The sequence below is a fragment of the Providencia alcalifaciens genome (assembly GCF_020271745.1).
Lineage (GTDB): Bacteria > Pseudomonadota > Gammaproteobacteria > Enterobacterales > Enterobacteriaceae > Providencia > Providencia alcalifaciens_B.
The window spans coordinates 226,375-250,168 of record NZ_CP084296.1 but is presented as its reverse complement, the minus strand read 5'-3'; the positions used below and the strand labels follow the sequence as shown (position 1 = coordinate 250,168).

The following is a 23,794-nucleotide window of genomic DNA, read 5'->3' as shown; positions in this document are numbered from 1 at the left end:
CTTGTTACATTTAAATTTAAAAGAGTAATGAAAATGAAAGAAAAAATCGAAGATTACACTGGGCCTGCGGCAGGTTGGGGGGCTGTTAAAGCTGTCGCTGAAGCTATACGTGAACAGATGGATATTGTACCCGACATTATTACTATGTTTGAAATGAATAAGCCTCAAGGTTTTGACTGTCCCGGTTGCGCATGGCCCGACCCTAAACATAGTGCATCGTTTGATATCTGTGAAAATGGTGCAAAAGCGATGGCATGGGAAGCTACGGCAAAGAGAACGACACTTGAGTTTTTTGCGAAACATACAGTTAGTGAATTGTTAACGTGGGATGATTATGACTTGGAAAACGAAGGTCGTCTAACTCACCCAATGAAATATAATGCGCAAACAGATTGCTATGAAAAAATTGAATGGGACGATGCTTTTGCTCAAATAGGCCAACGGTTATCAAATTACTCAGATCCTAATTCTGTTGAGTTTTATACTTCAGGTCGAACTTCAAATGAAGCTGCATTTTTATATCAGCTTTTTGCCAGAGAATATGGAACCAACAATTTTCCAGATTGTTCAAATATGTGCCATGAGCCGACAAGTGTCGGTCTTGCCGCCTCAATAGGTGTGGGTAAAGGTACGGTATTACTTGACGATTTTGACAAGGCTGATTTAGTAATTTGTATTGGACATAATCCAGGAACGAATCATCCTCGTATGCTCAGTTCACTTCGTGAAGTATCAAAACGAGGTGCCAAAATTATCGCAATTAACCCTTTAAAAGAAAGAGGATTAGAGCGATTTACTTATCCGCAAGATCCAATTGAGATGTTGGCGCTAGAGTCCACGCCTCTCGCAGGATATTACTATAAAGTTAGAATCGGTGGAGATACTGCATTAATTAAGGGTGTCATTCGCATCATTATTGAGCATCACGATGCGGCGGTAGCAAAAGGTCAAGCGCCTATATTAGATAATGAATTTATAAGTACTCATACCGTTGGTTTCGAGAAGCTTAAGCACGATGTGCTGTCTACTTCTTGGGATGATATTTTATCTGTGAGTGGCATGACTCGCGATGAAATGGAACAAATTGCTCAACTTTATATTGAAGCAAAAAGCACTATTATCTGTTATGGAATGGGAATTACGCAGCATCAGCATGGCACTCAAAATATTCAGCAACTCATCAATCTTTTATTATTGAAAGGTAATATTGGTCGGGATGGTGCGGGAATTTGTCCATTGAGAGGGCATTCTAATGTGCAAGGCGATCGTACCGTTGGAATAACCGAAAAGCCAAGCCAATCTTTTCTAGACAAAATCGAGCAACGCTTTGGTTTTAAGCCTCCAGTCGCTTTTGGTCATGCGGCCGTGGCTAGCATGCAAGCAATCTCTGAAGGGAAAGTCAACGCATTGATTTGTATGGGTGGGAATCTTGCTGTTGCTATGCCGGATAAAGATGCGTGCTACAGTGGAATGAAAAAACTTGATATGGCTGTTCATATTGGGACCAAACTTAATCGGTCACATTTGTTGACGGCAAAGAATACATTTTTATTTCCTGTCTTAGGTCGTACAGAAGTCGATATTCAAAAATCAGGTCCGCAAAGCATTACAGTTGAGGATTCTATGTCAATGGTACATGCTTCACATGGCAAGCTAAAACCTGCTAGCCCATATTTAAAGTCTGAATGTGCAATTGTTGCTGGTCTTGCCAAAGCGACAATTCCTAATTCAAAAGTTGAATGGGATGATTTCATTGATGATTACGATAAAATTCGTGATGCAATGGAAGCTGTATTACCAGGTTTTGACGATTACAATAAAAGAATCCGAGTTCCTGGTGGTTTTCATTTAACAAATGCAGCGGCTCAGCGTAAGTGGTTAACTCAATCAGGTAAGGCAAACTTTATAACAACTGAAGGTGTTATTGAAGATCCGAAGTCTGCGACACATAGCGAGTTAGTTTTGGCAACTATACGCAGTCATGACCAGTACAATACAACCATTTATGGAATGAATGACCGCTATCGTGGTGTTTTTGGTCAGAGAGACGTCATTTTTATCAGTGAAGCGCAGGCAAAAAAACAAAAATTATCTGCTGGTGATAGAGTCAATGTTATTGCCTTGGATAATCAGCAAAATAGAACTAAACGTCGTTTAGATAACCTAAAAGTAGTTATCTATGATATGGCGGATCGCTGTGTTGCCACTTATTTTCCTGAAGCAAATAATTTGATAGCGCTAGATAACTTTGACCCTCAATGTGGTATTCCTGCGTATAAAAATATTCCAGTAATCTTAGAGAAGGCAAGTGTTGTATCCTAATCGTTTTAAATCACAACCACCCCTATAGGGGTGGTTTATTTGGCACTCTAAAGGTATATCAACGACGTCGTTTAAATGATGTCGGTTTCTCTTCTGTTATGCCGAGTATCTTTACTGTATTTCTTATCTAATCATCCTCTCATCCTCTCATCCTCTCATCCTCTCATCCTCTCATCCTCTCATCCTCTCATCCTCTCATCCTCCCATGCTATCGGCTAAACTCATTCAACATTGGCGAGCTGGCTTTCCTTGGCGCTCTATAAACAATCCATTCAATATTACGTAGTATTTATATTGCCTAAATACATTAATATTTCTAAATTATTTTTAATTTATATCTTGTTAGTTTAGCTCAACGATTCGAGGTGAATAAATCATTGCATAAAGATATGATAATTTATGGGTACGTTACGCTGATATTTTTATGGAAGTTTAATTATTTAATTTATAAATTCATTGGATTTAAATTAAATACTATGATTAAAATCTATAAATAAAGGTGAAATAGTGATTGTAATAATTATTTACATATTTATTTAACTGCTGCTAGGATTATTCTTGCATGTGGATATACTGAATTCAATTTTTTGTTTTTCTTGGGAATTGTTTTTAACTCTTAATTGGGGTTTTTTGTGTGTTACACAGTCTGTACTGTTTTATTGTTTTTTATGAATTCATTATATTCAAATTTGGATTGTCTTTTTTTGATTTATTTTTATCTTTACGGATTAATTCCGATTTGGTGGTTATTGTTTTCCATTAATTAACGGTTTTATTTTTATATATTGGTTATTATTGTAAATTATTGTTTCTATTTCACATGTATATCGTGTTATGCGAGCCTTGTTTCATTTAAAGAAATATCTTCTATTATCTATTTAGAAAATCATCTGGCTTTATAACATGTTGATTTTTATGTTTTAATATTTTACTCATATTTGATTATTTATTGATTTAAATGAATTAATGTTTATGATTGATAGCCTGTGCATATCAAACAGCTCTTTTTTGATCGGAAAAAACAATTTTTAACTGCGGTTTTGATTCTATAATTTAATAACAGCTGAAAAGTGTTTTTCTATATCGATAATATAAAATAATCAGCGAAATATGATCTGAGAGGTTTGAAATGCGAGATTATGAACCATTATCAAATAATATTGGTAGGGTGTTAAAAGCCTATCGTAGGCGCGCTGGGTTAACAGGAAGTGAATTAGCGAAGCGTATTAATGTAAGTCAACAACAAATATCTCGGTATGAAAATGGCGTGAATAATATATCATTTGACAAACTTGTTATATTATTCAATGCGCTTGAGATGAGTAGCAGAGATATTGATGTTTTCTTCGAAAAAATGAAGTGTCTGTTTGATTCTAGTGTATGTAAACACTCTAAAATAGAGTGACACACCCTTATTTATTAAAATAACTCAAATTTAATTAAATTGTTTTGGCAATTTTATTAAATTTGGTCGTTTTAATTATGGTGTCCTGAAGCCTATATTTGTTTTTTCTATCAAAATGTACTTAATAAATAAACATAAGGAAATATTATGAAAGTTAAATCACTAGCACTTGTTATTATTTCAGCTTTATCTTTAGGTTCAGTCGCTGCAATGGCTGCAACAACAACCGTAAATGGCGGTCAGGTGCACTTTAAAGGTGAGCTAGTGAATGCTGCGTGTGCTGTTGATGCGGGTTCTGTGGAGCAAACTATACGTTTAGGTCAAGTTCGTACTGCTAAATTAGCTAAATTGGGTGATACCAGTAGTTCTGTTGGTTTCAACATCCAATTAAACGACTGTGACACAACAGTTGCTACTTCCGCAAAGGTTGCCTTTACAGGTGTTGCTGCAAATGCAACTAACCCAACCGTTTTATCTGTTGCTTCTTCAGCTGCAGGTGCAGCGATTAACGTTGGTATCCAAATTTTAGATAGTAAGAGTGTGCCTCTGGGTCTGGATGGTGCAACATTCAGTAACCCTATCGCTCTGAATGACGGTACAAACGTTCTGCCATTCCAAGCCCGTTACTTCGCACTGGGTACAACAACTGCTGGTGTTGCTAACGCAGATGCAACCTTCGCAGTTCAATACGAGTAATCACTAAAAAGGATTAGGGATATTCCGGTTGATAAGCCAAGGATGGCTTTTATTCACAAACCAAAAGGTGGAAGTTTATGAGAGAGCTGCTGGTAGTTTCACTCCTGCTGTTTTCTCCATTTTTGCAAGCTGGGAATAAATGGAAAGTTCAACTTCCTGGCGGTGGGATGCGCTTTCAAGGGGAGTTAATTGCAGAAGGCTGCACTGTTGAAACTTCAGACCGTAATTTGGTAGTGAATATGGGGCAAGTGCGTACCAATGCATTCAAGGCTCCAGGTCAAGATTCAGCACCGACTGCGTTTGATCTTCACCTCAGAGAGTGTAGCGATGCTGTCAGCGAGTATGTATCCATAACCTTCAATGGTGTGGCTAATGAAATGAACCCTGATATTTTTGCCATCGGTGATGGACCTAGCACTGCGAAAGGTGTGGGAGTTGCCATTTTTGATTCAAAAAATGCCTTAATTCCGGTGAATAGTGCTCCACGTAAAATGGCGAATCTGCGTGATGGGGATATGACATTGCATTTTGTTGCTAAGTATCGCTCTACAAGTGAGAGCATCATGGGCGGGAAAGCGAATGCACAAGCACTATTCTCACTGACTTATGAATAAAAATATCGAAAAAGACAGTGACATATTTATTTAATTTTTTAGTAAAAAAGGACAGATGTAAACATGAAAACCAGAAAAATATATAAGTTTATTACCACCTTATTACTTTTACTCTGTTCGACCGTGTCTACTCAGGTTTATGCGGGTGTTGCATTAGGTGCAACGCGAGTGATTTATCCTGCGGATCAAAAACAGGTTCAACTTGCTGTTACCAATAATGATGAAAAGAGTGTTTTTCTGATCCAATCATGGGTTGAAAATGCCAATGGTCAAAAAGATAGCCAATTTGCGATTACACCGCCCCTGTTCACGATGAAAGGCGTTAAAGAAAATACATTGCGTATTATCGATGCGACAAATAACCAACTACCGAAAGATAGAGAAACGCTGTTTTGGTTGAATGTGAAAGCGATTCCAGCAATGGATAAAGCGAACATGAGCGAAAACACACTGCAGTTAGCGATTATTAGCCGCATTAAATTGTATTACCGTCCTACTGCTCTCTCTATTGCACCGGATAAAGTGGCTGAAGAATTACGCTTTAAGCGCCAAGGTAGCTCACTGATTGTGGTTAACCCAACACCTTATTTTGCCACTGTCACAGATTTAAAAATCGGTGCAGCGAAATTGGATAACGTGCTTGTTCCGCCATTTGGTGATGCGTCAGTGAATGTTCCTTCCAATGGAAATGGTGCTATTAGCTATCAAACCATTAATGATTACGGCGCATTAACGCCGAAAATGACAGGAAAAATACAGTAAAAACTGACGTTTTTATTTCTCGAAAATAATTAAACATCATTCCTAATTGGAAAGTTTGCTGAGCAACATTGTTGATCGGAGGGAACATGTCACATCTGACATCTAAAAAAGGGCTATTAGTTTCAAAAAAAGGATCATTTTTGGGATGCAGATTCGAACGCCTTTTTCCTTTGGTTCCGCTGGCATTCTTGATAGGCGCATGCCTTTATCCAACATGGGCGATGGCAGAGTTGTATTTTAACCCTCGCTTTTTAGCGGATGATCCTTCGGCAGTCGCAGATTTATCTGCGTTTGAACAAGGGCAAGAAGTGCCTGAAGGGACTTATCGTGTTGACCTCTATCTTAATGATGGCTATTTACTCACCCGGGATGTGAATTTTGTTCTGGATAAAAATGATAAACAGTTATCCCCTTGTTTAACGCCGAATGAACTGGCCAAGATGGGGATCAATACACTAGCGCTGCCAGAATTACAGACGAAGCCCAAAGATACCTGTGAACCATTAGCCTCCATCGTGAAGGATTCGACGGCGAAATTTGATGTGGGCTTGCAGCGGTTATATATCACTGTTCCGCAGCTGTTTATGAAAGACAAAGCGCGAGGTTTTATTCCTCAAGAGCTTTGGGATTCAGGGATCACGGCAGGACTTTTAAACTATAGCCTGACGGGAAGCCGTGCGCGTAACCAAGACGGAAAGTACAGTAGCTATAACTATTTGAATTTACAAAGTGGTTTAAACTTTGGCGCGTGGCGCTTACGGGATAACTCTACTTGGAGCCAGAGCACAGGCACAGCAAATAGCGAAACTCGCTGGGAACATATTAATACCTATTTAGAGCGCGGCATCAATGTGATCCGCTCTCGTTTAACACTGGGTGATAGCTACACTCCGGGGGAAATTTTCGATAGTGTTAACTTCCGAGGTATTCAATTAGCCTCGGACGACAATATGTTGCCTGAAAGCCAAAAAGGATTTGCGCCCGTGATCCGAGGGGTTGCTCGTGGCACAGCGGATGTCTCTATTAAGCAAAATGGTTATGAGATCTATCGCAACACATTCCCCCCGGGACCGTTTGTGATTAACGATCTCTATTCTGCGGGGAATAGTGGTGATTTGCATGTGACGATCACGGAAGCAGATGGATCCGTACAGAGCTTTACCGTGCCGTATTCATCCGTTCCGTTACTCCAACGTGAAGGGCATACTCAATATGCTGTAACAGTAGGGGATTACCGTTCGGGAAGTAGTAATCAGGAAAAACCGACATTCTTACAAACGACGTTACTGCACGGTTTGTCATATGGCTGGACGCTCTATGGTGGAACTCAGTTAGCCAATCGCTACCAAGCTTTTAACGCTGGGGTGGGTAAAAACATCGGTATCTTTGGGGCGTTATCTATCGATATTACCCATGCCAATGCCAAGCTGCCAGATGACAGCAACCATCAAGGCCAGTCAATTCGTTTCTTATATAACAAGTCTCTGAATGAAACGGGGACGATTATTCAGCTGGCGGGCTATCGATATTCAACAAAGGGTTACTACTCATTTTCGGATACGACTTACAAGCGGATGTCTGGGTATAACCTTGCGACGCAAGACGGCATTATCCAAGTAACTCCTAAGTTTTCTGACTATTACAACTTAGCCTATAACAAACGCGAAAAAATCCAGTTAACCCTAACTCAGCAGTTGGGTGAGCAATCCACGATGTATGTAACGGGAAGTCATGAAACATATTGGAATACCAGTAAAGCGGATAAGCAATTACAGGTAGGAATTAACACGCTGATTAAAGGGATTAGCTGGGGATTAAGTTACAGTCTGTCCAAAAACTCATGGCAGGATGGCAACGACCAAATGCTGGCATTGAACGTTAATATTCCCTTTAGCCAGTGGTTACGTTCGGATAGTCAGTCTATCTGGCGTAATGCCAGCGCAAGTTACAATGTTTCACACGATCTCAAAGGTCGTGTGAACAACACGGCAGGTTTATACGGAACATTATTGGAAGACAATAACTTAAGTTATAGCGTTCAAGCTGGGTATGCAGGTGGTGGGCAAGGCAACTCTTCGGAGACAGGCTATACGTCACTGAACTATCGTGGGGCTTATGGAAATGCCAACGTCGGTTATAGCTACGCCGATAACATTCGCCAAATTTACTACGGTGTGAGTGGGGGCGTCTTAGCGCATGAAAATGGATTAACGCTGAGCCAGCCAATGAACGATACCGTGGTATTAGTGAAAGCGCCGGGTGCAGGGCATGTAAAAGTTGAAAACCAAACTGGGGTTGAAACTGATTGGCGGGGCTATGCGGTATTACCTTATGCCACTGAATATCGTGAAAACCGTATTGCTTTGAACACCAATACGTTAGCGAACAACGTGGATTTGGATGATCCGGTCATGAATGTGGTGCCAACTCGTGGTGCTGTAGTTCGCGCTGATTTCCAACCGAAAGTTGGGATCAAAGTTTTGATGACGTTAACTCGCCATGGAAAACCAGTGCCATTCGGTTCGGTGGTCTCATCCGGCGAAAATAATGGTGGCAATATTGTGGCGGAAGATGGGCAAGTTTACTTAACAGGGTTGCCGCTAACCGGACAATTAATCGCACGTTGGGGGAATGGGGGGGATGCTCAGTGTAAGGTCAATTACACACTGCCAGCAGAAAGCCAGTATCAAATCCTCAGCAAGTATAGTGCCGAGTGCCTCTAAGGAGCTCATAGTGTTTGATAAATCGAATATTTTTTTTGCCTCAATACTGACCTCTTTGTGCTTATGTTCCAATGTATTGGCGGCCGACAGCACCATTAATATTAAAGGCAATGTACGAGATAACACTTGTGCCGTGGCTCCTGGTTCACAAAGCCAAGTGGTGGATTTGCTACTGAATGCGGTGAAACAGCTGCACTCAGTGGGGGAAGTGACACCAACGGTGCCGTTTCGTATTGAGCTAACACCTTGCGGTTCTGCGGTAACGGCAGTCAAAGTCGGGTTTGTCGGTATAGTAGACTCGAGTAACAAAACCTTGCTGGCATTAGAACCCGGTAGCGCAAATGCGACAGGGGCAGGTATTCAGATTTTAGACAGCGCTAAAGATCCATTAGTCCTCAATGCGGACTCAAATAATATTGCATGGACGCCTTTAGTGGCAGGAAAAGCCAATACGCTCAATTTCAATGCACGTTTAATGGCGTCAAAATTGCCCGTTACGGCAGGGCATATTCGAGCAACTGCCACATTTACGCTCGAATTTCAGTAAATAGAGGATGCGATGAATGGCGTATAAATCAACAATGATGACAGCTTTAATTTTGGGGCTGTTATCTTCATCAATAACCTCCATACATGCGGCTGACGTAATAGTAACGGTCAATGGGAGCGTTGTTGCGAAACCTTGTACGGTATCAACCAAGACGGCCAATGTGGATCTGGGTGATCTTTACACGTTCAATTTGACCTCACCGGGGTCGGCATCGGATTGGCATACTGTGTCGCTGGATTTGACCAATTGCCCTGTTGGTACATCGGTGGTCATGGCGACCTTTAAAGGTGTCGCTGATTCGGTGGGATACTACAAAAACCAAGGTACGGCAGGCAATATCCAGCTACAACTTCAAGATTCATCGGGCAATAATTTAAATAACGGCGCACAAAAACGCATGCCAGTCAGCGATGCAACGCTTTCAACCAGTTTTCCTTTACAGGTAAGGGCAATATCGGTGAGAGGCGGGGCGACACAAGGCTCCATTCAAGCGGCAATTGATGTCACCTACACGTATCTGTGAGCAATATTATGAATATAAAACAGCTAGTTAAATTAATCTTTGTTAACTCATTTATCTATTTTGTCGGGGTTTCTTCGGCGTATGCTTTTACCTGTTACGACTCAACAGGAAACGTTTTAAGCTACACACAAAGCCCAGTGACCGCCAATGCGTATGTTAATTTGCAGCCAAGTGTTCAATTAGGTCAAAACTTAGTGGTCGATTTGTCGAATTCAATATTTTGTAAGAACGATGACCCATCAGCGCGACGTGACCAAGTGAATATGATCCGTGGTTCCGCTTATGGTGGGGTATTGAATAACTTTCGAGGCTCATTACGATATTATGGCTCAAGCTATACGTTCCCTTTGACTAACGCAACTCACCAGCAAGATTTTCCATTGGGCAATTACACAGCATGGAATACTCAATTGTATTTAACCCCCATTTCTGCGGCGGGTGGTGTAGTGATTAACCGAGGAACCCACTTTGCAACATTGGTAATGTACCAAGTTGGTTCTAACATCGTGGGGGGCGGTAACGTCAATACATCGACCTTTACATGGAATTTGTATGCCAACAATGATGTTGTGGTACCTATTGGTGGTTGTGATATTTCTTCGCGTAATGTGGTGGTCAACTTACCGGAATATCCGGGAAATGCTCAGCCGGTACCGTTATCTATCTATTGCGCTTCGAGCCAAAATATCTCCTATTATTTAACGGGGACAACGGATACTAGCAGTAACATTTTTGCGAATACACTCTCAGGCGCTAACGCCGCAAAAGGGGTAGGGATCCAGATGGTTAGTAATGGTAACGCGATTCCAGCAAATCAAAATGTCCAGTTAGGTCGAGTAGGAACGTCGGCAGTGAACTTAGGGTTAAGTGCGCGATATTCAAGAACCCAAGGTCAGGTGACCGCAGGGAAAGTGCAGTCCGTGATTGGCGTGACATTTATGTATGATTAGTGAATGAATTAGATAGATGAAAAGGCTCAAGAAGAAATATTTTGAGCTTTTTTTGTTTTTAATAAAGATTCAATATACTTGGCGGAAATCCTATTGATCCGTATGTAGCGCTGGATCTTTTATCATTTCCCCATCACTGAGATGCTAACTCATTAATACTATTGTGGAATAAAGCCGTCATTGTCATTTTGATAATGCGAGCTGCCATTCAAAAGGCATTGAATGGCAGGCTATCCACAAAAAATCCTTCACAAAAAAATAAATACCAAATAATAAAACATCAGTAAATTTTAATAGTCATTAATGCATATTATTAACCGATGAAAACAATTTGCAAACGAGATTGATTATCAATATACTTTTTTAGACCAGTTAAAAATACTCAATGTACTAGTTTAAGCATCACTTCACCTTGGAGAAGATAGCAACATGTTGAAAAAAATGTATTTTTTACGTAATAAAACGCGTTTAATTACGTTGGCCTCATCGCTTATTGTTACCTGCGCACTGCCTGCTATGGCAAAGGATTCCCTAACGTTATACACCACTCGTGAACCGGGACTGATTCAGCCACTTCTGGATGCTTTTACCAAAGAAACTGCCATTGACGTCAACACAGTCTATGTCAAAGACGGCATGCTAGAGCGCGTCAAAGCGGAAGGTAAAAACTCCCCGGCAGATTTATTAATGACGGTAGACGCTGGGAACCTCATCGATCTAGTTGAAGCAGGTGTTACGCAGCCTGTTGATTCAAAAGTATTAACGGATGCTATTCCTGCTTCATTACGCGATAAAGATAATCAATGGTTTGGTTTATCTATGCGCGCTCGAGTGTTGTATGCCGAAAAAGATTTACCGCTAACTAGCATCACTTATGAAGATTTAGCCGATCCAAAATGGAAAGACAAAATTTGTATCCGCGCAGGTCAACACCCGTATAACACGGCGTTAGTGGCAGCAATGATTGCCCACGACGGCGAAGCGAAAACGGAAGCATGGTTACGCGGCGTGAAAGCTAACTTAGCGCGTAAAGCGACGGGCGGTGATCGCGATGTCGCTCGTGATATTCTTGGCGGTATCTGCGATGTTGGTTTAGCGAACTCTTATTATGTGGGTCACATGAAAAATGCCAAAGAGGGCACTGACGCGCGTAAATGGGGGGATGCTATCAAAGTGGTTCAGCCAACCTTTACCAATGGCGGTACGCACGTCAACATTACTGGTGCAGCAGTTTCGCGTAACGCACCACACAAAGAGCAAGCGGTTAAACTGATGGAATATCTGGTTTCTGTTCCTGCACAGCAACTGTACGCTCAAGCAAACTATGAATATCCAATTCGCAAAGGTGTTCCACTGGATGCCACTATCAATAACGCGATTGGTGAAATCAATGTGGATACCCTTCCACTTACCGAGATTGTGAAATACCGTAAACAAGCGAGTCAGTTGGTAGATAAAGTTGGATTCGATCAATAAAACTGGCTTAACCTCTACGCGCGGGGCTTTCGGGTTGCCGCGCGTTGGTTTCTCGCCATTAACTCTTTCTGTGGTGGTCATTACGCTTGGCGTTCTGACCCCTTTGTTGTTTTTATTAGGTCTGGCAGCAAGCTCAGGATTCAGCCATTGGGAACATTTGATGCGCTATGTGCTTCCCGATGCCACCTTAAATACCTTAATTTTACTGCTGGGTGTTGGTGCCATGGTGATGACCATTGGCGCGGGGTGTGCATGGTTGGTGACAGCGTTTGATTTCCCGGGTCGAAAGCTGTTTAGCTGGGCGCTACTACTGCCCCTTGCGATGCCAACCTACATTGTGGCGTTTGCATGGCTAGATTTACTGCATCCTATTGGGCCGATTCAAGAATTTATTCGTAGCTTGTTGGGGTACGACACACCGCGCCAATTCCGCCTTCCTGATCTCCGCTCGATGACGGGTGCCATTTTGTTGCTTGGTTTGGTGCTTTATCCCTATGTTTACTTAACCATGCGAGCCATGTTTATGAGCCAACCAGCACATTTGCTGGAAGCTGCTCGAACTCTTGGGCTCAGTTCCACGGGAACATTTTTCCGAGTGGCGCTACCGATGGCGCGACCTGCCTTAGTGGTGGGTACTAGCCTCGCTCTGCTGGAAACCCTCAATGATATCGGTGCATCGGAATTTTTAGGTGTGAATACATTGACTGTGACGGTGTACACCACATGGGTGACTCGCTCTGATCTGCCCGCTGCGGCGCAAATTGCGTGCTCGATGTTAACCGTGATTATCTTACTGCTAGCATTAGAATATTACGGTCGAAAAAATCAACGTTACAGTACTGGGCGGCAAATGCGCGGGATCTTGCCATCGCGCTTGGTCGGGTGGCGAGCCATATTAGCCACATGTGTCACCGCGCTACCTGTTGTGTTAGGTTTTTTAGCACCGGCACTTTTTTTAGGGTGGGAAAGCCTTAAACGCATCAGTGACAGCATGACAATCTCAAGCAGCTTGTTGCAGTCATTGCAAAACTCATTATTACTGGCGGCGGGTGTTACCGTCGTCGTGACGTTGGTGAGTATTGTCGTGGCTTGGTATGCAAGAGCGAGCGCGATTTCCGGTTCATCTCAAGAATGGCGACGCACCTTGATGAAAATTGCTTCTCTGGGTTATGCCGTGCCCGGAACGGTGTTGGCGATAGGCTTGTTAACTCCGGGTATGGCGCTGGATAATTTTCTGGCTGAGCTATTGGATTTTAGAGGATTACCACTGTTATCAACGGGAATTTTATTGGTCATTTGTTGCTCAATTCGATTTATGGCTATCTCCATTGGGGCGATTGATGCTGGGTTAACCCGCATTCCTCCGAGCATGGAACAAGCCTCAAGGCTGCTAGGGGAAAGCGAGCTACGAACGTTCTTTCGCGTGCACCTTCCGCTATTACGTCCGGCTCTCGTCACCAGTGCATTATTGGTCTTTGCGGATGCGATGAAAGAGTTGCCGACCACATTACTGTTACGTCCAGTGAATTTTGAGACGTTGGCAACCTCGTTGTATGCAGAGGCAGCACGAGGAACCTATGAAGAAGGTGCGATTGCAGCATTATTAATTGTGCTAGCAGGGACATTGCCTGTGATCCTTCTAGCGCGCAGCCAGCTGACTTCATCTCAATCAAAACGGTCGTCTCAATAAAAACAATCATCTTAATAAAATTGATTATGTTAAGGAATGTCTTCGGTGTCAGATTCAACCTTAGTTCTTGACAATGTCCATGTTTCTTATGGCAATAAACATCAACGTAACCATGTGCTTAATGGTTTCTCTTTGCATATTGATGCAGGGGAAATTGGTTGTTTACTTGGCGCTTCGGGATGCGGAAAAACCACTGCATTGAGAGCGATTGCTGGGTTTGAACAGGTAGAGCAAGGAACCATTTACGTGGGGGGGCGCTGTGTTGCAGGCCCAAATCGTCACCTACCACCTGAACAGCGTAATGTTGGTATGGTTTTCCAAGATTATGCATTGTTCCCTCATTTAACGGCGGCGCAGAACGTGGCATTTGGGTTAAGAAAACAGCCTAAAGAGCAGCAATACACTCGTGTCCAGCAGCTATTAACATTGGTTGAATTGAGTGGTTTAGCGGAACGCTATCCTCATGAAATGTCGGGTGGTCAGCAGCAGCGCATTGCATTAGCGCGAGCGTTAGCGCCGCAGCCAGCGGTGCTGTTATTGGATGAACCGCTTTCTAGCCTTGATCCTGATAGCCGAAAACGCTTAGGGCAAGAAGTGCGGGATATTTTACGCGCGGCTGGGCAAACAGCGTTGTTGGTGACCCACAGTGAAGATGAAGCTCAGTTAATGGCAAATAAAATCAGTTATTTAAAAGAAGGGCGATTGCTCGAGGAGTAGCTGAAAGTACTCATGGGAAGGAATAGAAAAACCAATGCCGAGTGAACGGCATTGGGAACGCGATTATTTAAAGCAGGTTTGCGCCCAGCGGGCTAACCCCGCGGTAACCGAGCCAAAATCATCACCACGAACAATGGGGATGTTCGGCAGTTGTTCTTGAATCGCTTGATGTAAGATAGGCGAGCGGGCGCTACCGCCAGTGACAAAAATAGCATCTGGTTGAACCCCGCCTTGTACAACGGCTTCTTTCACCAACTCAATCATTTTGCTTTTTGGTGATTCAATCGCATCAATCAATTGATTACGTCCAATATTCACTTCAAGCAGCTCTTTTGATAATGCAATTTTCGCTAAGTAATTTTGTTCGTCAGAGAGCGCGATTTTCGCCTCTTCCGCTTTGCGTACAATACTGTAACCCAGCGTTTGGTGATAAACCTCGAGCAAACGTGCGAGCAGGGCTGGTTCTTGAGCATCTTGCTGTAAGCGGGTTAATGCATTGAGGTTAGCGCGAGAATAAAACTCTTTTTGCGCTTCCACATTGTTAATGGCAATCGGATTCCAAAACTGCAACAGAGGCATTTTTATCCCCGATTGATATTGGCTTTCCATACCAAAGAGCTGCATTAGCTGTTTTAAGGCGATGAAAATATCCAGATCGTTTCCGCCAACACGTTGACCTGTATGTGCTAACAAAGAGTTAGTGCGGTCGTGGCTGTCTTTGTAACTGGGTCCCATTTGGATCAGTGAACAGTCAGTGGTTCCCCCCCCAATATCGACGACTAGGATGGTTTTATCTTTTGTGAGGGTGGATTCATACTCTAACCCTGCGGCAACCGGCTCAAACTGGAACGCAATATTCTGAAATCCAGCACGTTTAGCGGCTTTTAATAAGATAGCTTCCGCTTGCTGGTTAGCAAGTTCACCACCACGTCCATGGAAGTTAATTGGGCGACCAATCACGGTGTCAGTGATGGTTTGCTGGGTACTTGCTTCGGCGGTATGCTTGATATTTGCCATCATGGCGCACACTAAATCTTCGAAGAAGCTCACTTGAGTTTCGTGTAAGCCTGACGCACCTAAAAAAGATTTGGGTGATTTTACATAGTAGACATCACGAGGGTCGCTTAAATATAAGTCCAGTGCAGCTTGCCCGAAAACAATATCTTCCGGCTCTAATTCAATGCCTTCATCCTGATTAAACGCCATGGAGCGACGGAGGATTTGCTGGCCTACTGAGTCCGTCGGAGAAATATTCAGATGGCGAAATAAGTGCTCTGAAACTGATTCTCTTGTTGGCGCACACAAAGTTGATGGAATATAAAAATTACTGCCTTCAAGGGGTAACAATTGCGGTTTTCCATCTTTCATGATTGCGACGGAGCAGTTAGATGTTCCGTAGTCAAAACCAATAAACATTTCGCCTCCAAAATCTAGGGTGCTTTGAAAAAAGTGCAAAACTGTATATCAACCTTGCGGGAAATGCTATTGGAACCGTATTTTTATTTTGTGTGGGAACCTAATTTGACGCAAGGAGAAGGACAACATAATTGTGTAGGATGAGCAGAATTATTTATTCAGAAATAGTCTATCGGGGATCAAATGAATCAAGCCAAAATTGAATTGATGTCTGAAACTACGTACATAGAATGTGAGTGTTCGAAAATGGAAAAGATACCAACCAATACTTGTCGGTGGTTTTATGAATGTACAGGTTGCGGTGTATTATTAAAGCCATTAGAAGGGGATTGTTGCGTTTTTTTTCCTATGGCACAGTGAAATGCCCGCCAATCCAAGAAGCTGAATTAACAGGCAAGCCTTCATGTTGCTGTAAATAAGGCGCAGAGAAAAATAATTAATTTCGTGGGGAATAGATAATATTTAATCAAGTATAATTATCTATTCTGGCAATTTTTACGCCACAAGTGATTAAACTCTTCGAGCGGAAATTCCATTTCATCTCTATCCAATAGGGCAATAGAAACGATATTTCTACCATCTTCATTTTGGTATGTTTTCACCATAAAACGTTTGTAGGTATAGCTATTTTTTGCATCAAATACCAGAACTTGACCACAAACGTAGCCTAGTGTACCACGGTCAGAGGTCTCTCTGATGACATGGTATTTCACATCTTTAAACTCGACGGTTTTAGGAAAGTTTAACAGGTCTTCCACTGCCCGTTCTGATTTCTTGATAACATCTAAATCAGGTGTGTAGTTAGCTATTACTCCCGCAAGGAATGATCCTCCTGCGATAAGAATAATCACTAAGATAGAAAGCATCTTATTCGTCATGATATTTTTCTAGACTATTATATTTAATAAATAAACATATTATTGTTTTTATAAATTATGGATACCACGAGGTAATAAAGGTTCAGGAGCCTTTATTATTTTTATTCACTGTTTTCCTCTATTTTCCATTAATTTAGCCATGTGAATGGCTTCAATAATTTGAGCGCGATTAACTCTTGGATTATTACTATCGAGTAAATTTTGCCAGATATTAATCGCCGTTGTATAGTTGGCATTGATAAAGGCATCCGAGGCTAATAACATCAATGCGGTGACTTCATTCTTATCTAGACTTAATGATTTGTCTATCATTTTCTGTGTATCATTTGTAACCACTTGTCCTGCTTGATAATACATCACGGTGGCGATTGCAGCATAGAGTTGCGCATTCTCTCCGCGATATTTGAGTGCGTAGCCATAGGCAATTAAGGCATTTTCATAGCTATTTTGATAAAGATAGTATTCACCTAAAACAGCCCAAAGCTCACTATTTTCAGGGGATTGACGGATATCTGCTTGTAAACGTTGTAGATCCTGCGTTTCACGCTCCAGTGGTGTAAAAAGTAAAATGGGGTCATTTTGTCTTTGATACAAGTCAAGAGTGGACTGGAATCGCGGTAATAAAAAATAGCCCGCTATCATAATGCAGATTATGATGGCAATAAGGGTGTTACTTATTTTATTCCAATGAGAATAGTGAAATATTTTTTCATTATTGATAGTCGGTAATAACTGGATGTCAGAGTGATCTTGGTTGCATTTTTCTATTAATGGAATAGCGGAGTCTAATAATATAACTCGCTGATTAATTCTATTTTTTATTTTTAATGTTTTCCATAAAATAAAGATAATACAAAGACCAGCAAATACGGGAAGTAACCATAATAGTAGGGTGCTAAGCGTTAATGGGGGATTATATAAAACAAAGTCACCATAACGCTCGGTCATATAGTGTTTAATCTGAGATTCGCTTTTTCCTTCAGAGACCATTTTAAAGACTTGATGGCGCATGCTGACTGCCGTAGGCGCATTGGATTCCAACAAGTTTTGGTTTTGACATTGCGGGCAACGTAGCTGTGAAGCAATCTGCAAGGATAACTCTTGCTCCTCATTGGAGTTAAATACCCATGTATCCACAATTTGGGCGTGCGCATTCAAGGAGCACAGCAGTAGGAGTAGCGTAACGATTTTTTTAATCATGTTTCCGCCCCCTAAACCAACTTATCAGCGCACCTAAGCACATCACAAATCCACCACCCCAAATCCATTGAATGCCTTCTTGCACATAAAAACGCATCGCATAGCGTTCAGGGCCCGTTTTTTCTCCCAGCACTACATACCAAGAACGCAACCATCCCCAGTGGATCCCCGGCTCTATCATCAGTTGCTGGCGAGCCATATATAGGCGGCGCTCAGTCACAATATCAAAGCCATTTTTTGAGTTTTGGTCTACGTTTTTGCTGACATGGATCAGCGCTTTTTCGGTGGTGTAGTTGGATTCAGCTGCCAGTTGTAATTGCTGAAATTGGAATTGATATCCGCCAACTGAGATAGATTGCCCGACGGCGATATTTTGGCTGATTTCTGCTTTCTGTGTTGAGGAAAGGGCGATCCCCATGGCGAACAGAACAACCCCTGCGTGAGCGATAATGGCAGGGAATTTCTGCTGTAAAATAATTAACAGCCGTTGAAGTGGCTTGTGATTATCTTTTTTGGCAATATCGCGATATTTGAGCGTGACAAGGGCCATCACCACCAGCATAAACAGACCAAATGGCAATAACGTCTGATTGAAATAGGGGGCGCCTACTGAGATCTTACCTAATCCTAATAGGCCATAGAGCATCGGATATAACGTGCCAGTTAGTACGATACATAGAACCACGGTAAACAAAATCAATGTCAGTAATAAATAGATTTCTTGTGATGTTTTGCGCCGGGGTTCTTGAGGGGGGAATTTTGCCTTCCAACCATAAATAAACAGAGCACCAAGGCTTAAAACGCTAAATAGCAAAAATAGTGGAACAGCACGCACGTTATCTAAGGCGAACGCATGAACGGACACTAAGATCCCAGAGCGGACAATCAGTGTACCGAGCAGCGCTAAAATTAACGTGATAATCGCCAGTAACAGACTCCAATGGCGATACAGTCCTGTTCGACGAGTGATAGATAAACTGTGCAGTAATGCCGTGGCAGAAAGCCAAGGAAGTAAGGATGCATTTTCAACCGGATCCCAAAACCACCATCCTCCCCAACCCAATTCACTGTATGCCCACCAGGAACCGAGGATGATACCGCTAGTAAGTATGTACCAACTTGGCACCGCAAAGCGCCAACACAATTGAGCAATCGGCTGACTGGAATTTTCGTGAAGTAGGGTAGGTGTCGCAATTAATGACGCAAGCACTACTGCTGCCACTAGCATCAATCCGCTGTAACCAAGGTAAAGTAGTGGAGGGTGTAAAATGAGCCCCCAATGTTGCAGCATCGGATTGAGATCGCGGCCTTCAATTGCAGGCGGAAACAGGCGTTCAAACGGGTTGGAATAGAACACAACAAACAGCAATAACACGGTGCAAATAGCAGCCAGTACACACAACGTTAAAGGGAAAAAGGGACTATTTTGGCGGCGATAACGCCAGGCAAATAACGCACTCCAGCCGGAGAAAAATAGCACCCACAGGAGCAGTGAACCCTCGTGTCCTCCCCAGACAGCTGCAATTTTGATAACAAGGGGGGATAAACTGTGGCTATGCTGGGCCACATAAATAACGGAAAAATCACTGAAAACAAAGCTGGCGGTTAAACAGAGAAACGCGGTTAATAAAAAAATAAATTGCAAAGACGTCCAGAGCACGCCCTGAGACATTTGCCTCGGGACGTGCCTGAAAACGCCAATAAACCCCAATAGGGTATGATAGCCGGTGATACACAGCGCCAGTAGCAAGCTGATAAACCCTATTTCGGGAAGGAAAATTTCCAAGTATCACCTTTATTCTAAGTCGGTTATGCGACGGTCAGTTGTCCTGCGTACAGGACAAAAAAACGCAGGAAAAACACGCCAATTAAGCTCGCGCCACTGACCACAATAACTCGAAAAGCTTGGCTACCTTGTTGTTGCCATTTTTTCAACGCAAGGGGAATAACAAATCCAATCCCCACGACGCCAAGCCAGAACCACCACGTCCAGAAACCGCCGCCTAATGCCGCAATTAACGAACGCAGTTTGCCATCATCACCGAGCGCTAACCCCACAAAGAATGCGGCTAGCAAAAATATCTCTAACCAGACGACGAAGCTTTCTACGCGGTGTAAAAAGACCGTTTCAGGGTTATGAACATTTTTGCGATAGCGCAGGACTACCGCCAGTAAACTCACCGCCAGTCCCGACGAAATTCCCGAAAAGAGGAATAAAGCCGGTAATATTGGGTTGTTCAAGAACGGATAGGATTTGAGGGCCGATAACAAGAATCCCGTATAAGCTCCCAGTAATACTGCTAAGACTAGCATAGCAATATCTAACCCGCGCATGATGCGACTTAGCCAACCTAAAACGCGAGGCACCATCGTTAGCTTTGGTAGCCATTTTTGTTGCAGTTGGATGAGTTCCTGCTCATAAATTTTAGCCAGCCAAACCACTAACACTGCCATGTAAACTTGGAACAGCATCACCCCCATGGACATCACTGAGGTTGGGCTGTAGTGAAACATCAATTTCCAGAACGTCCATGGACGAGTTAAGTGGAAAATGAGGATCAGTAAACCGAGAATAATGGTGGTCGGTGCTAAAATTAGCGTGGTACGCATGATGGTGCTATTGCTGGCGGCAGCATTGGGTACATATTGGCGCATCAATACTGCCAGAACCACTAACCCCGCAGAGATACCAATCAAAAACAGGTAAACAGCGATAGGCCAGTCCCAGACTAACGACTCAAAATGAAAAGCTGAAGTGGTTGTCATTGGCTAACCTCCCCATATTTAAAGGGAACTCGGTACATTTTGGGTTTCGTTCCCAGAGCAATTTTGAATCGATAGGTCGGTTTTTCATCCAGCATTAGCGATACCGCACTGTTTGGATCATCTAAATTACCAAACACCAGCGCTTTGGTTGGGCATGCTTCGACGCAAGCCGGTTGTTTCCCTTTTTTGAGATTGGTTTTACGGCAAAAGTCGCATTTATCGGCGGTTTTGCTGATGGGATGAATAAATCTGACGCGGTAAGGGCAGGCGGCAATACAGTATTGACAGCCAACGCACAGATCGGGGTTTACATCCACAATCCCCGTGGTTTTATCAATGAATGAAGCCCCTGTAGGGCATACATCGACACAAGGGGCATGTTCGCAATGTTGGCAAGAGTGACGGAAGAACCGATATTTGACGTCAGGGAATTGACCGATAGGTTCACTACGAATAATCGTTAGGCGTGATACGCCTTCAGGAACTTGGTTGACTTCCCGACATGCATCCATACAGGCGGTACAGCCGATACACAGTGTTTCATCGTGGATCATGCCATACCGCACCCCGTCAACTTTCATGGTATTGGCGAGGGAATGCCCCGCCACACCGCCTACCGCCGCCAGTGCGCCCGAATAGATAATGAATTGACGACGAGAACAACTCATGGCTGCTCCTTAAGAACATTCACCGCAGCTGGGTTAAAGTTCGGGTTATCTCGCTGATCTGAGTGACAATCTACACAGATTTTGACCTTACCTTTATCATTCAGCACTTTCATGGTGTCTTGCTTAGGATGGAGGTCATGACAACTCGCACAAGCCACTTTGGCCACGTGAACATCGTGTGGCCAAAATGCTTTTTGCAGCTGTTCAGGTAAGTGGCAAGATAGACAGACGCTATTTTGTTGTTCCACACTGTACATCGGGTCATTAAACCGCATGACATCTTTAATGCCTTCACGGTGATTTGGGCCCGGTTTACCATGACAATTGGTACACGTCACTGGCAAATTATTATTCGGGTTGATGACCTCAGCATGGGTGCCATGCATCCCTTCTTTATCGGGTTTATGGCAATCAAGGCAAGCATTGTCTGGATTACGCTGCTGCGTAACTTGCCAACGACCGTCTTTGCTAGCTTCTTCAGCCATTTGTGGTGTTGCCGACGCGGATATTGCCCATAACAAGCCTGACGCCAGCACCCCAGCAGTTAATAACGAACGTAGTACGCTCATATTCACTCCATTGGTTATCGCACCCCAGTGAACTGGGGTGAGTGGTTATTTGGCTAACAGGTCGTTTTTACGTGCCTGTGCATCCCATTCAGGTACCACAGTCTTTAAAAACTCTTGTTTTTCAGCATTAATTTTCTGCATATCCAAGCCGATGGCTTGCTGCGCTTTATCTTTAGTGGAGATATCCGGGATTGCTATTTCATGCGTAATGCCTTTTGAACCCAGTAAACGGGCCAGTTTGGCACGGGCATCTGCAGCTTTATCCATTGCACCACCCAGCATACGTAACCCTTCATCTGGGGCATGCATGTGGATACCGTGTGACGCGATAGATAAATCCCAACGCCACTGTGCATGACGGATATCTGCGAGGATATCTTTCATTTCAGCATCGGTTGCACCCGCATCCCAAGCTGCTTTAGCTTCAAAGTGAGCGCGCACTAACTGATCTTCCACTTTGATTTTCATCTCTTGGATAGCTTTTTTACGCTCAGCAACGACGCTTTGCAGCTGCTCTTTGCTTTGTGTGTGGCAACTGCTGCAAGTCTGTTCGAAGTTATCGAACGGATTGCCGATTTTATGACTGGTATACAGTTCCCCTTTTTCGTTTTGCAGTTTCGGCATATGACAGTCGATACAGGTCACATTGTTTTTGCCGTGGATACCCGCGCTCCAAGTTTCATATTCAGGGTGTTGGGCTTTAATCATTGGGGTTTTAGATAGGGAGTTTGTCCAGTCAGAGAACCCAATATTGTCGTAGTACACTTCCATATCTTCGACTTTGGTGCCGTTATCCCAAGGGAATTTCACCGATTTGGTTTCGCCAGAAAAATAGTATTCAACGTGGCATTGACCGCACACCATAGATTGTTGGTCGAAGCGGCTCGCTTTATCGAATGGTTTGCCAATGACTTCCATGGCACGCTCAGCGTACGGGCGAGATAGAGTGAGTTCAGGCTTACCTTTGGCAAACTCAGGGGAGTCTGTTTTGTGGCAATCCGCACAACCCAATACGTTGACAACTTCAGGGCCGCCTTTTGCCCATTTGCCTTTGAAGTAGCCATCTTCCCCATGTTCCTGAATTAATCGAGCAACGTCAGGGCTTTTACAGCTCCAACACGCCATAGGAAGAGGACCGTCTTCAGCATTTTTGGGCGCACCTGTTCGCAGTGTTTCACGAACATCGATAATCGCGTAGGCGTGACCACGAGGTTTATTGTAGTCACGAGAGAATGGATACCCTGCCCATAAGATGACAAGGCGAGGATCTTCATCCAGTGCATCTTCTCGTTGTGATTGTTCTGAAGTTGCTCGCCATGAATGGTATTGATCAGGGTGCGCCGCTTCAAACGTTTCGTTTCGAGCGTTGATGGTTGATGTGGAATCTGTTGTTGGAGTTTGTGCCTGTACAGAGGTAAATAGAAATATCCCTACAAACACACTCAGTAAATGCAGTGCATTATTTCTTATCTTTGCCATAAGGGCCTCGAGTGTTTTTCAGCCAGCCATCCCATTAGCTGTATTTATTTTTATATTTGATAACAATCGCACTATTGCTATCAGACAATTGCCAACTTATATAATTAGCAAAAAACCACACAAAAAATATTGTCTTTGATCAATAATTAAAATGAGTTTACTTTTTAATCGATGGAAAATAATAAAAATGGAGAAAATTGACTAAATAAAAAAATATTAAATTTTAATTTTTAAAAAATAATATGGATTCAATCATCAAATAGTAATGATTATCATTTTCTTTTGGTTTTTTTATTATCTTAATGATATTTATGGTAAATTGTATTTTTACCAATATGATGAATAAATAAATTGGTTAATTTTTAAATTAAAACGTGCGTAAAATCAAAA

20 protein-coding genes and 1 pseudogene are annotated in these 23,794 nt (G+C 42.8%); 13 read left to right on the top strand and 8 right to left on the bottom strand.

Features of this window, described 5'->3' with window-relative positions; all coding sequences use genetic code 11:
* Positions 1 to 33: 33 nt before the first annotated feature.
* The 12 genes from LDO51_RS01110 to LDO51_RS01055 all read left to right on the top strand — a co-directional run bounded on the left by LDO51_RS01110 (position 34) and on the right by LDO51_RS01055 (position 14,428).
* Entirely contained in the window at positions 34 to 2,322 is a 2,289-nt protein-coding gene (locus LDO51_RS01110; RefSeq protein ID WP_225576049.1) for an FdhF/YdeP family oxidoreductase, read from the top strand.
* Positions 2,323 to 3,451: 1,129 nt separating this feature from the next.
* A complete protein-coding gene (locus LDO51_RS01105) occupies positions 3,452 to 3,727 on the top strand; it encodes a helix-turn-helix domain-containing protein (protein ID WP_225576048.1) in 276 nt (91 codons plus the stop codon).
* Between the two features lie 147 nt (positions 3,728 to 3,874).
* Entirely contained in the window at positions 3,875 to 4,423 is a 549-nt protein-coding gene (gene fimA, locus LDO51_RS01100) for a type 1 fimbrial major subunit FimA (RefSeq protein ID WP_225576047.1), read from the top strand.
* 77 nt (positions 4,424 to 4,500) lie between these two features.
* Complete coding sequence (locus LDO51_RS01095) at positions 4,501 to 5,037, top strand: fimbrial protein (protein WP_225576046.1); 537 nt, start codon at positions 4,501 to 4,503, stop codon at positions 5,035 to 5,037.
* A gap of 63 nt (positions 5,038 to 5,100) precedes the next feature.
* Entirely contained in the window at positions 5,101 to 5,799 is a 699-nt protein-coding gene (locus LDO51_RS01090) for a fimbria/pilus periplasmic chaperone (RefSeq protein WP_225576045.1), read from the top strand.
* Positions 5,800 to 5,885: 86 nt separating this feature from the next.
* Positions 5,886 to 8,522 (top strand): fimbrial biogenesis usher protein, encoded by a 2,637-nt coding sequence (locus LDO51_RS01085; protein ID WP_225576044.1) that lies wholly within the window; start codon positions 5,886 to 5,888, stop codon positions 8,520 to 8,522.
* Positions 8,523 to 8,532: 10 nt separating this feature from the next.
* The gene (locus tag LDO51_RS01080) at positions 8,533 to 9,069 is read left to right on the top strand and encodes a fimbrial protein (RefSeq protein ID WP_225576043.1); all 537 of its coding nucleotides are present in this window, start codon (positions 8,533 to 8,535) and stop codon (positions 9,067 to 9,069) included.
* A gap of 34 nt (positions 9,070 to 9,103) precedes the next feature.
* Positions 9,104 to 9,595, top strand: a complete 492-nt coding sequence (locus LDO51_RS01075; protein ID WP_423810971.1) for a fimbrial protein — start codon at positions 9,104 to 9,106, stop codon at positions 9,593 to 9,595.
* An 8-nt stretch (positions 9,596 to 9,603) separates the two neighbouring features.
* Positions 9,604 to 10,545 carry a fimbrial protein gene (locus tag LDO51_RS01070; RefSeq protein ID WP_225576041.1) on the top strand — a complete coding sequence of 314 codons (942 nt, stop codon included), beginning with the start codon at positions 9,604 to 9,606 and terminating at the stop codon, positions 10,543 to 10,545.
* Positions 10,546 to 10,986: 441 nt separating this feature from the next.
* The gene (locus LDO51_RS01065; protein WP_423810970.1) at positions 10,987 to 12,021 is read left to right on the top strand and encodes a Fe(3+) ABC transporter substrate-binding protein; all 1,035 of its coding nucleotides are present in this window, start codon (positions 10,987 to 10,989) and stop codon (positions 12,019 to 12,021) included.
* Positions 12,005 to 13,711 carry an ABC transporter permease gene (locus LDO51_RS01060; protein WP_225576039.1) on the top strand — a complete coding sequence of 569 codons (1,707 nt, stop codon included), beginning with the start codon at positions 12,005 to 12,007 and terminating at the stop codon, positions 13,709 to 13,711. Before LDO51_RS01065 ends, LDO51_RS01060 begins: the two co-directional genes overlap by 17 nt.
* Positions 13,712 to 13,756: 45 nt before the next feature.
* Positions 13,757 to 14,428 (top strand): ABC transporter ATP-binding protein, encoded by a 672-nt coding sequence (locus LDO51_RS01055; RefSeq protein WP_225576038.1) that lies wholly within the window; start codon positions 13,757 to 13,759, stop codon positions 14,426 to 14,428.
* Between the two features lie 63 nt (positions 14,429 to 14,491).
* Here LDO51_RS01055 and yegD read toward each other — a convergent pair whose 3' ends face one another.
* Positions 14,492 to 15,844 (bottom strand): molecular chaperone, encoded by a 1,353-nt coding sequence (yegD, locus tag LDO51_RS01050; protein WP_225576037.1) that lies wholly within the window; start codon positions 15,842 to 15,844, stop codon positions 14,492 to 14,494.
* Positions 15,845 to 16,027: 183 nt separating this feature from the next.
* Between yegD and LDO51_RS19585 the strand changes: the two are divergent.
* Positions 16,028 to 16,263: pseudogene (locus LDO51_RS19585) on the top strand (GDCCVxC domain-containing (seleno)protein).
* Between the two features lie 57 nt (positions 16,264 to 16,320).
* Here the strand turns inward: LDO51_RS19585 and LDO51_RS01045 are convergent.
* The 7 genes from LDO51_RS01045 to nrfA all read right to left on the bottom strand — a co-directional run bounded on the left by LDO51_RS01045 (position 16,321) and on the right by nrfA (position 23,404).
* Positions 16,321 to 16,722 (bottom strand): hypothetical protein, encoded by a 402-nt coding sequence (locus LDO51_RS01045; protein ID WP_225576036.1) that lies wholly within the window; start codon positions 16,720 to 16,722, stop codon positions 16,321 to 16,323.
* Between the two features lie 105 nt (positions 16,723 to 16,827).
* Positions 16,828 to 17,922 (bottom strand): heme lyase NrfEFG subunit NrfF, encoded by a 1,095-nt coding sequence (gene nrfF, locus LDO51_RS01040; RefSeq protein ID WP_225576035.1) that lies wholly within the window; start codon positions 17,920 to 17,922, stop codon positions 16,828 to 16,830.
* The gene (locus tag LDO51_RS01035) at positions 17,915 to 19,708 is read right to left on the bottom strand and encodes a heme lyase CcmF/NrfE family subunit (protein WP_225576034.1); all 1,794 of its coding nucleotides are present in this window, start codon (positions 19,706 to 19,708) and stop codon (positions 17,915 to 17,917) included. The genes nrfF and LDO51_RS01035 overlap by 8 nt, the downstream gene beginning before the upstream one ends.
* A gap of 23 nt (positions 19,709 to 19,731) precedes the next feature.
* Positions 19,732 to 20,688, bottom strand: a complete 957-nt coding sequence (gene nrfD, locus LDO51_RS01030) for a cytochrome c nitrite reductase subunit NrfD (RefSeq protein ID WP_225576033.1) — start codon at positions 20,686 to 20,688, stop codon at positions 19,732 to 19,734.
* On the bottom strand, positions 20,685 to 21,356 hold the full coding sequence (nrfC, locus tag LDO51_RS01025) for a cytochrome c nitrite reductase Fe-S protein (RefSeq protein ID WP_225576032.1): 672 nt from the start codon (positions 21,354 to 21,356) through the stop codon (positions 20,685 to 20,687). Before nrfC ends, nrfD begins: the two co-directional genes overlap by 4 nt.
* The gene (nrfB, locus tag LDO51_RS01020; RefSeq protein ID WP_225576031.1) at positions 21,353 to 21,925 is read right to left on the bottom strand and encodes a cytochrome c nitrite reductase pentaheme subunit; all 573 of its coding nucleotides are present in this window, start codon (positions 21,923 to 21,925) and stop codon (positions 21,353 to 21,355) included. The genes nrfC and nrfB overlap by 4 nt, the downstream gene beginning before the upstream one ends.
* Before the next feature lie 45 nt (positions 21,926 to 21,970).
* On the bottom strand, positions 21,971 to 23,404 hold the full coding sequence (gene nrfA / locus LDO51_RS01015; RefSeq protein WP_225576030.1) for an ammonia-forming nitrite reductase cytochrome c552 subunit: 1,434 nt from the start codon (positions 23,402 to 23,404) through the stop codon (positions 21,971 to 21,973).
* Positions 23,405 to 23,794: the final 390 nt, after the last annotated feature.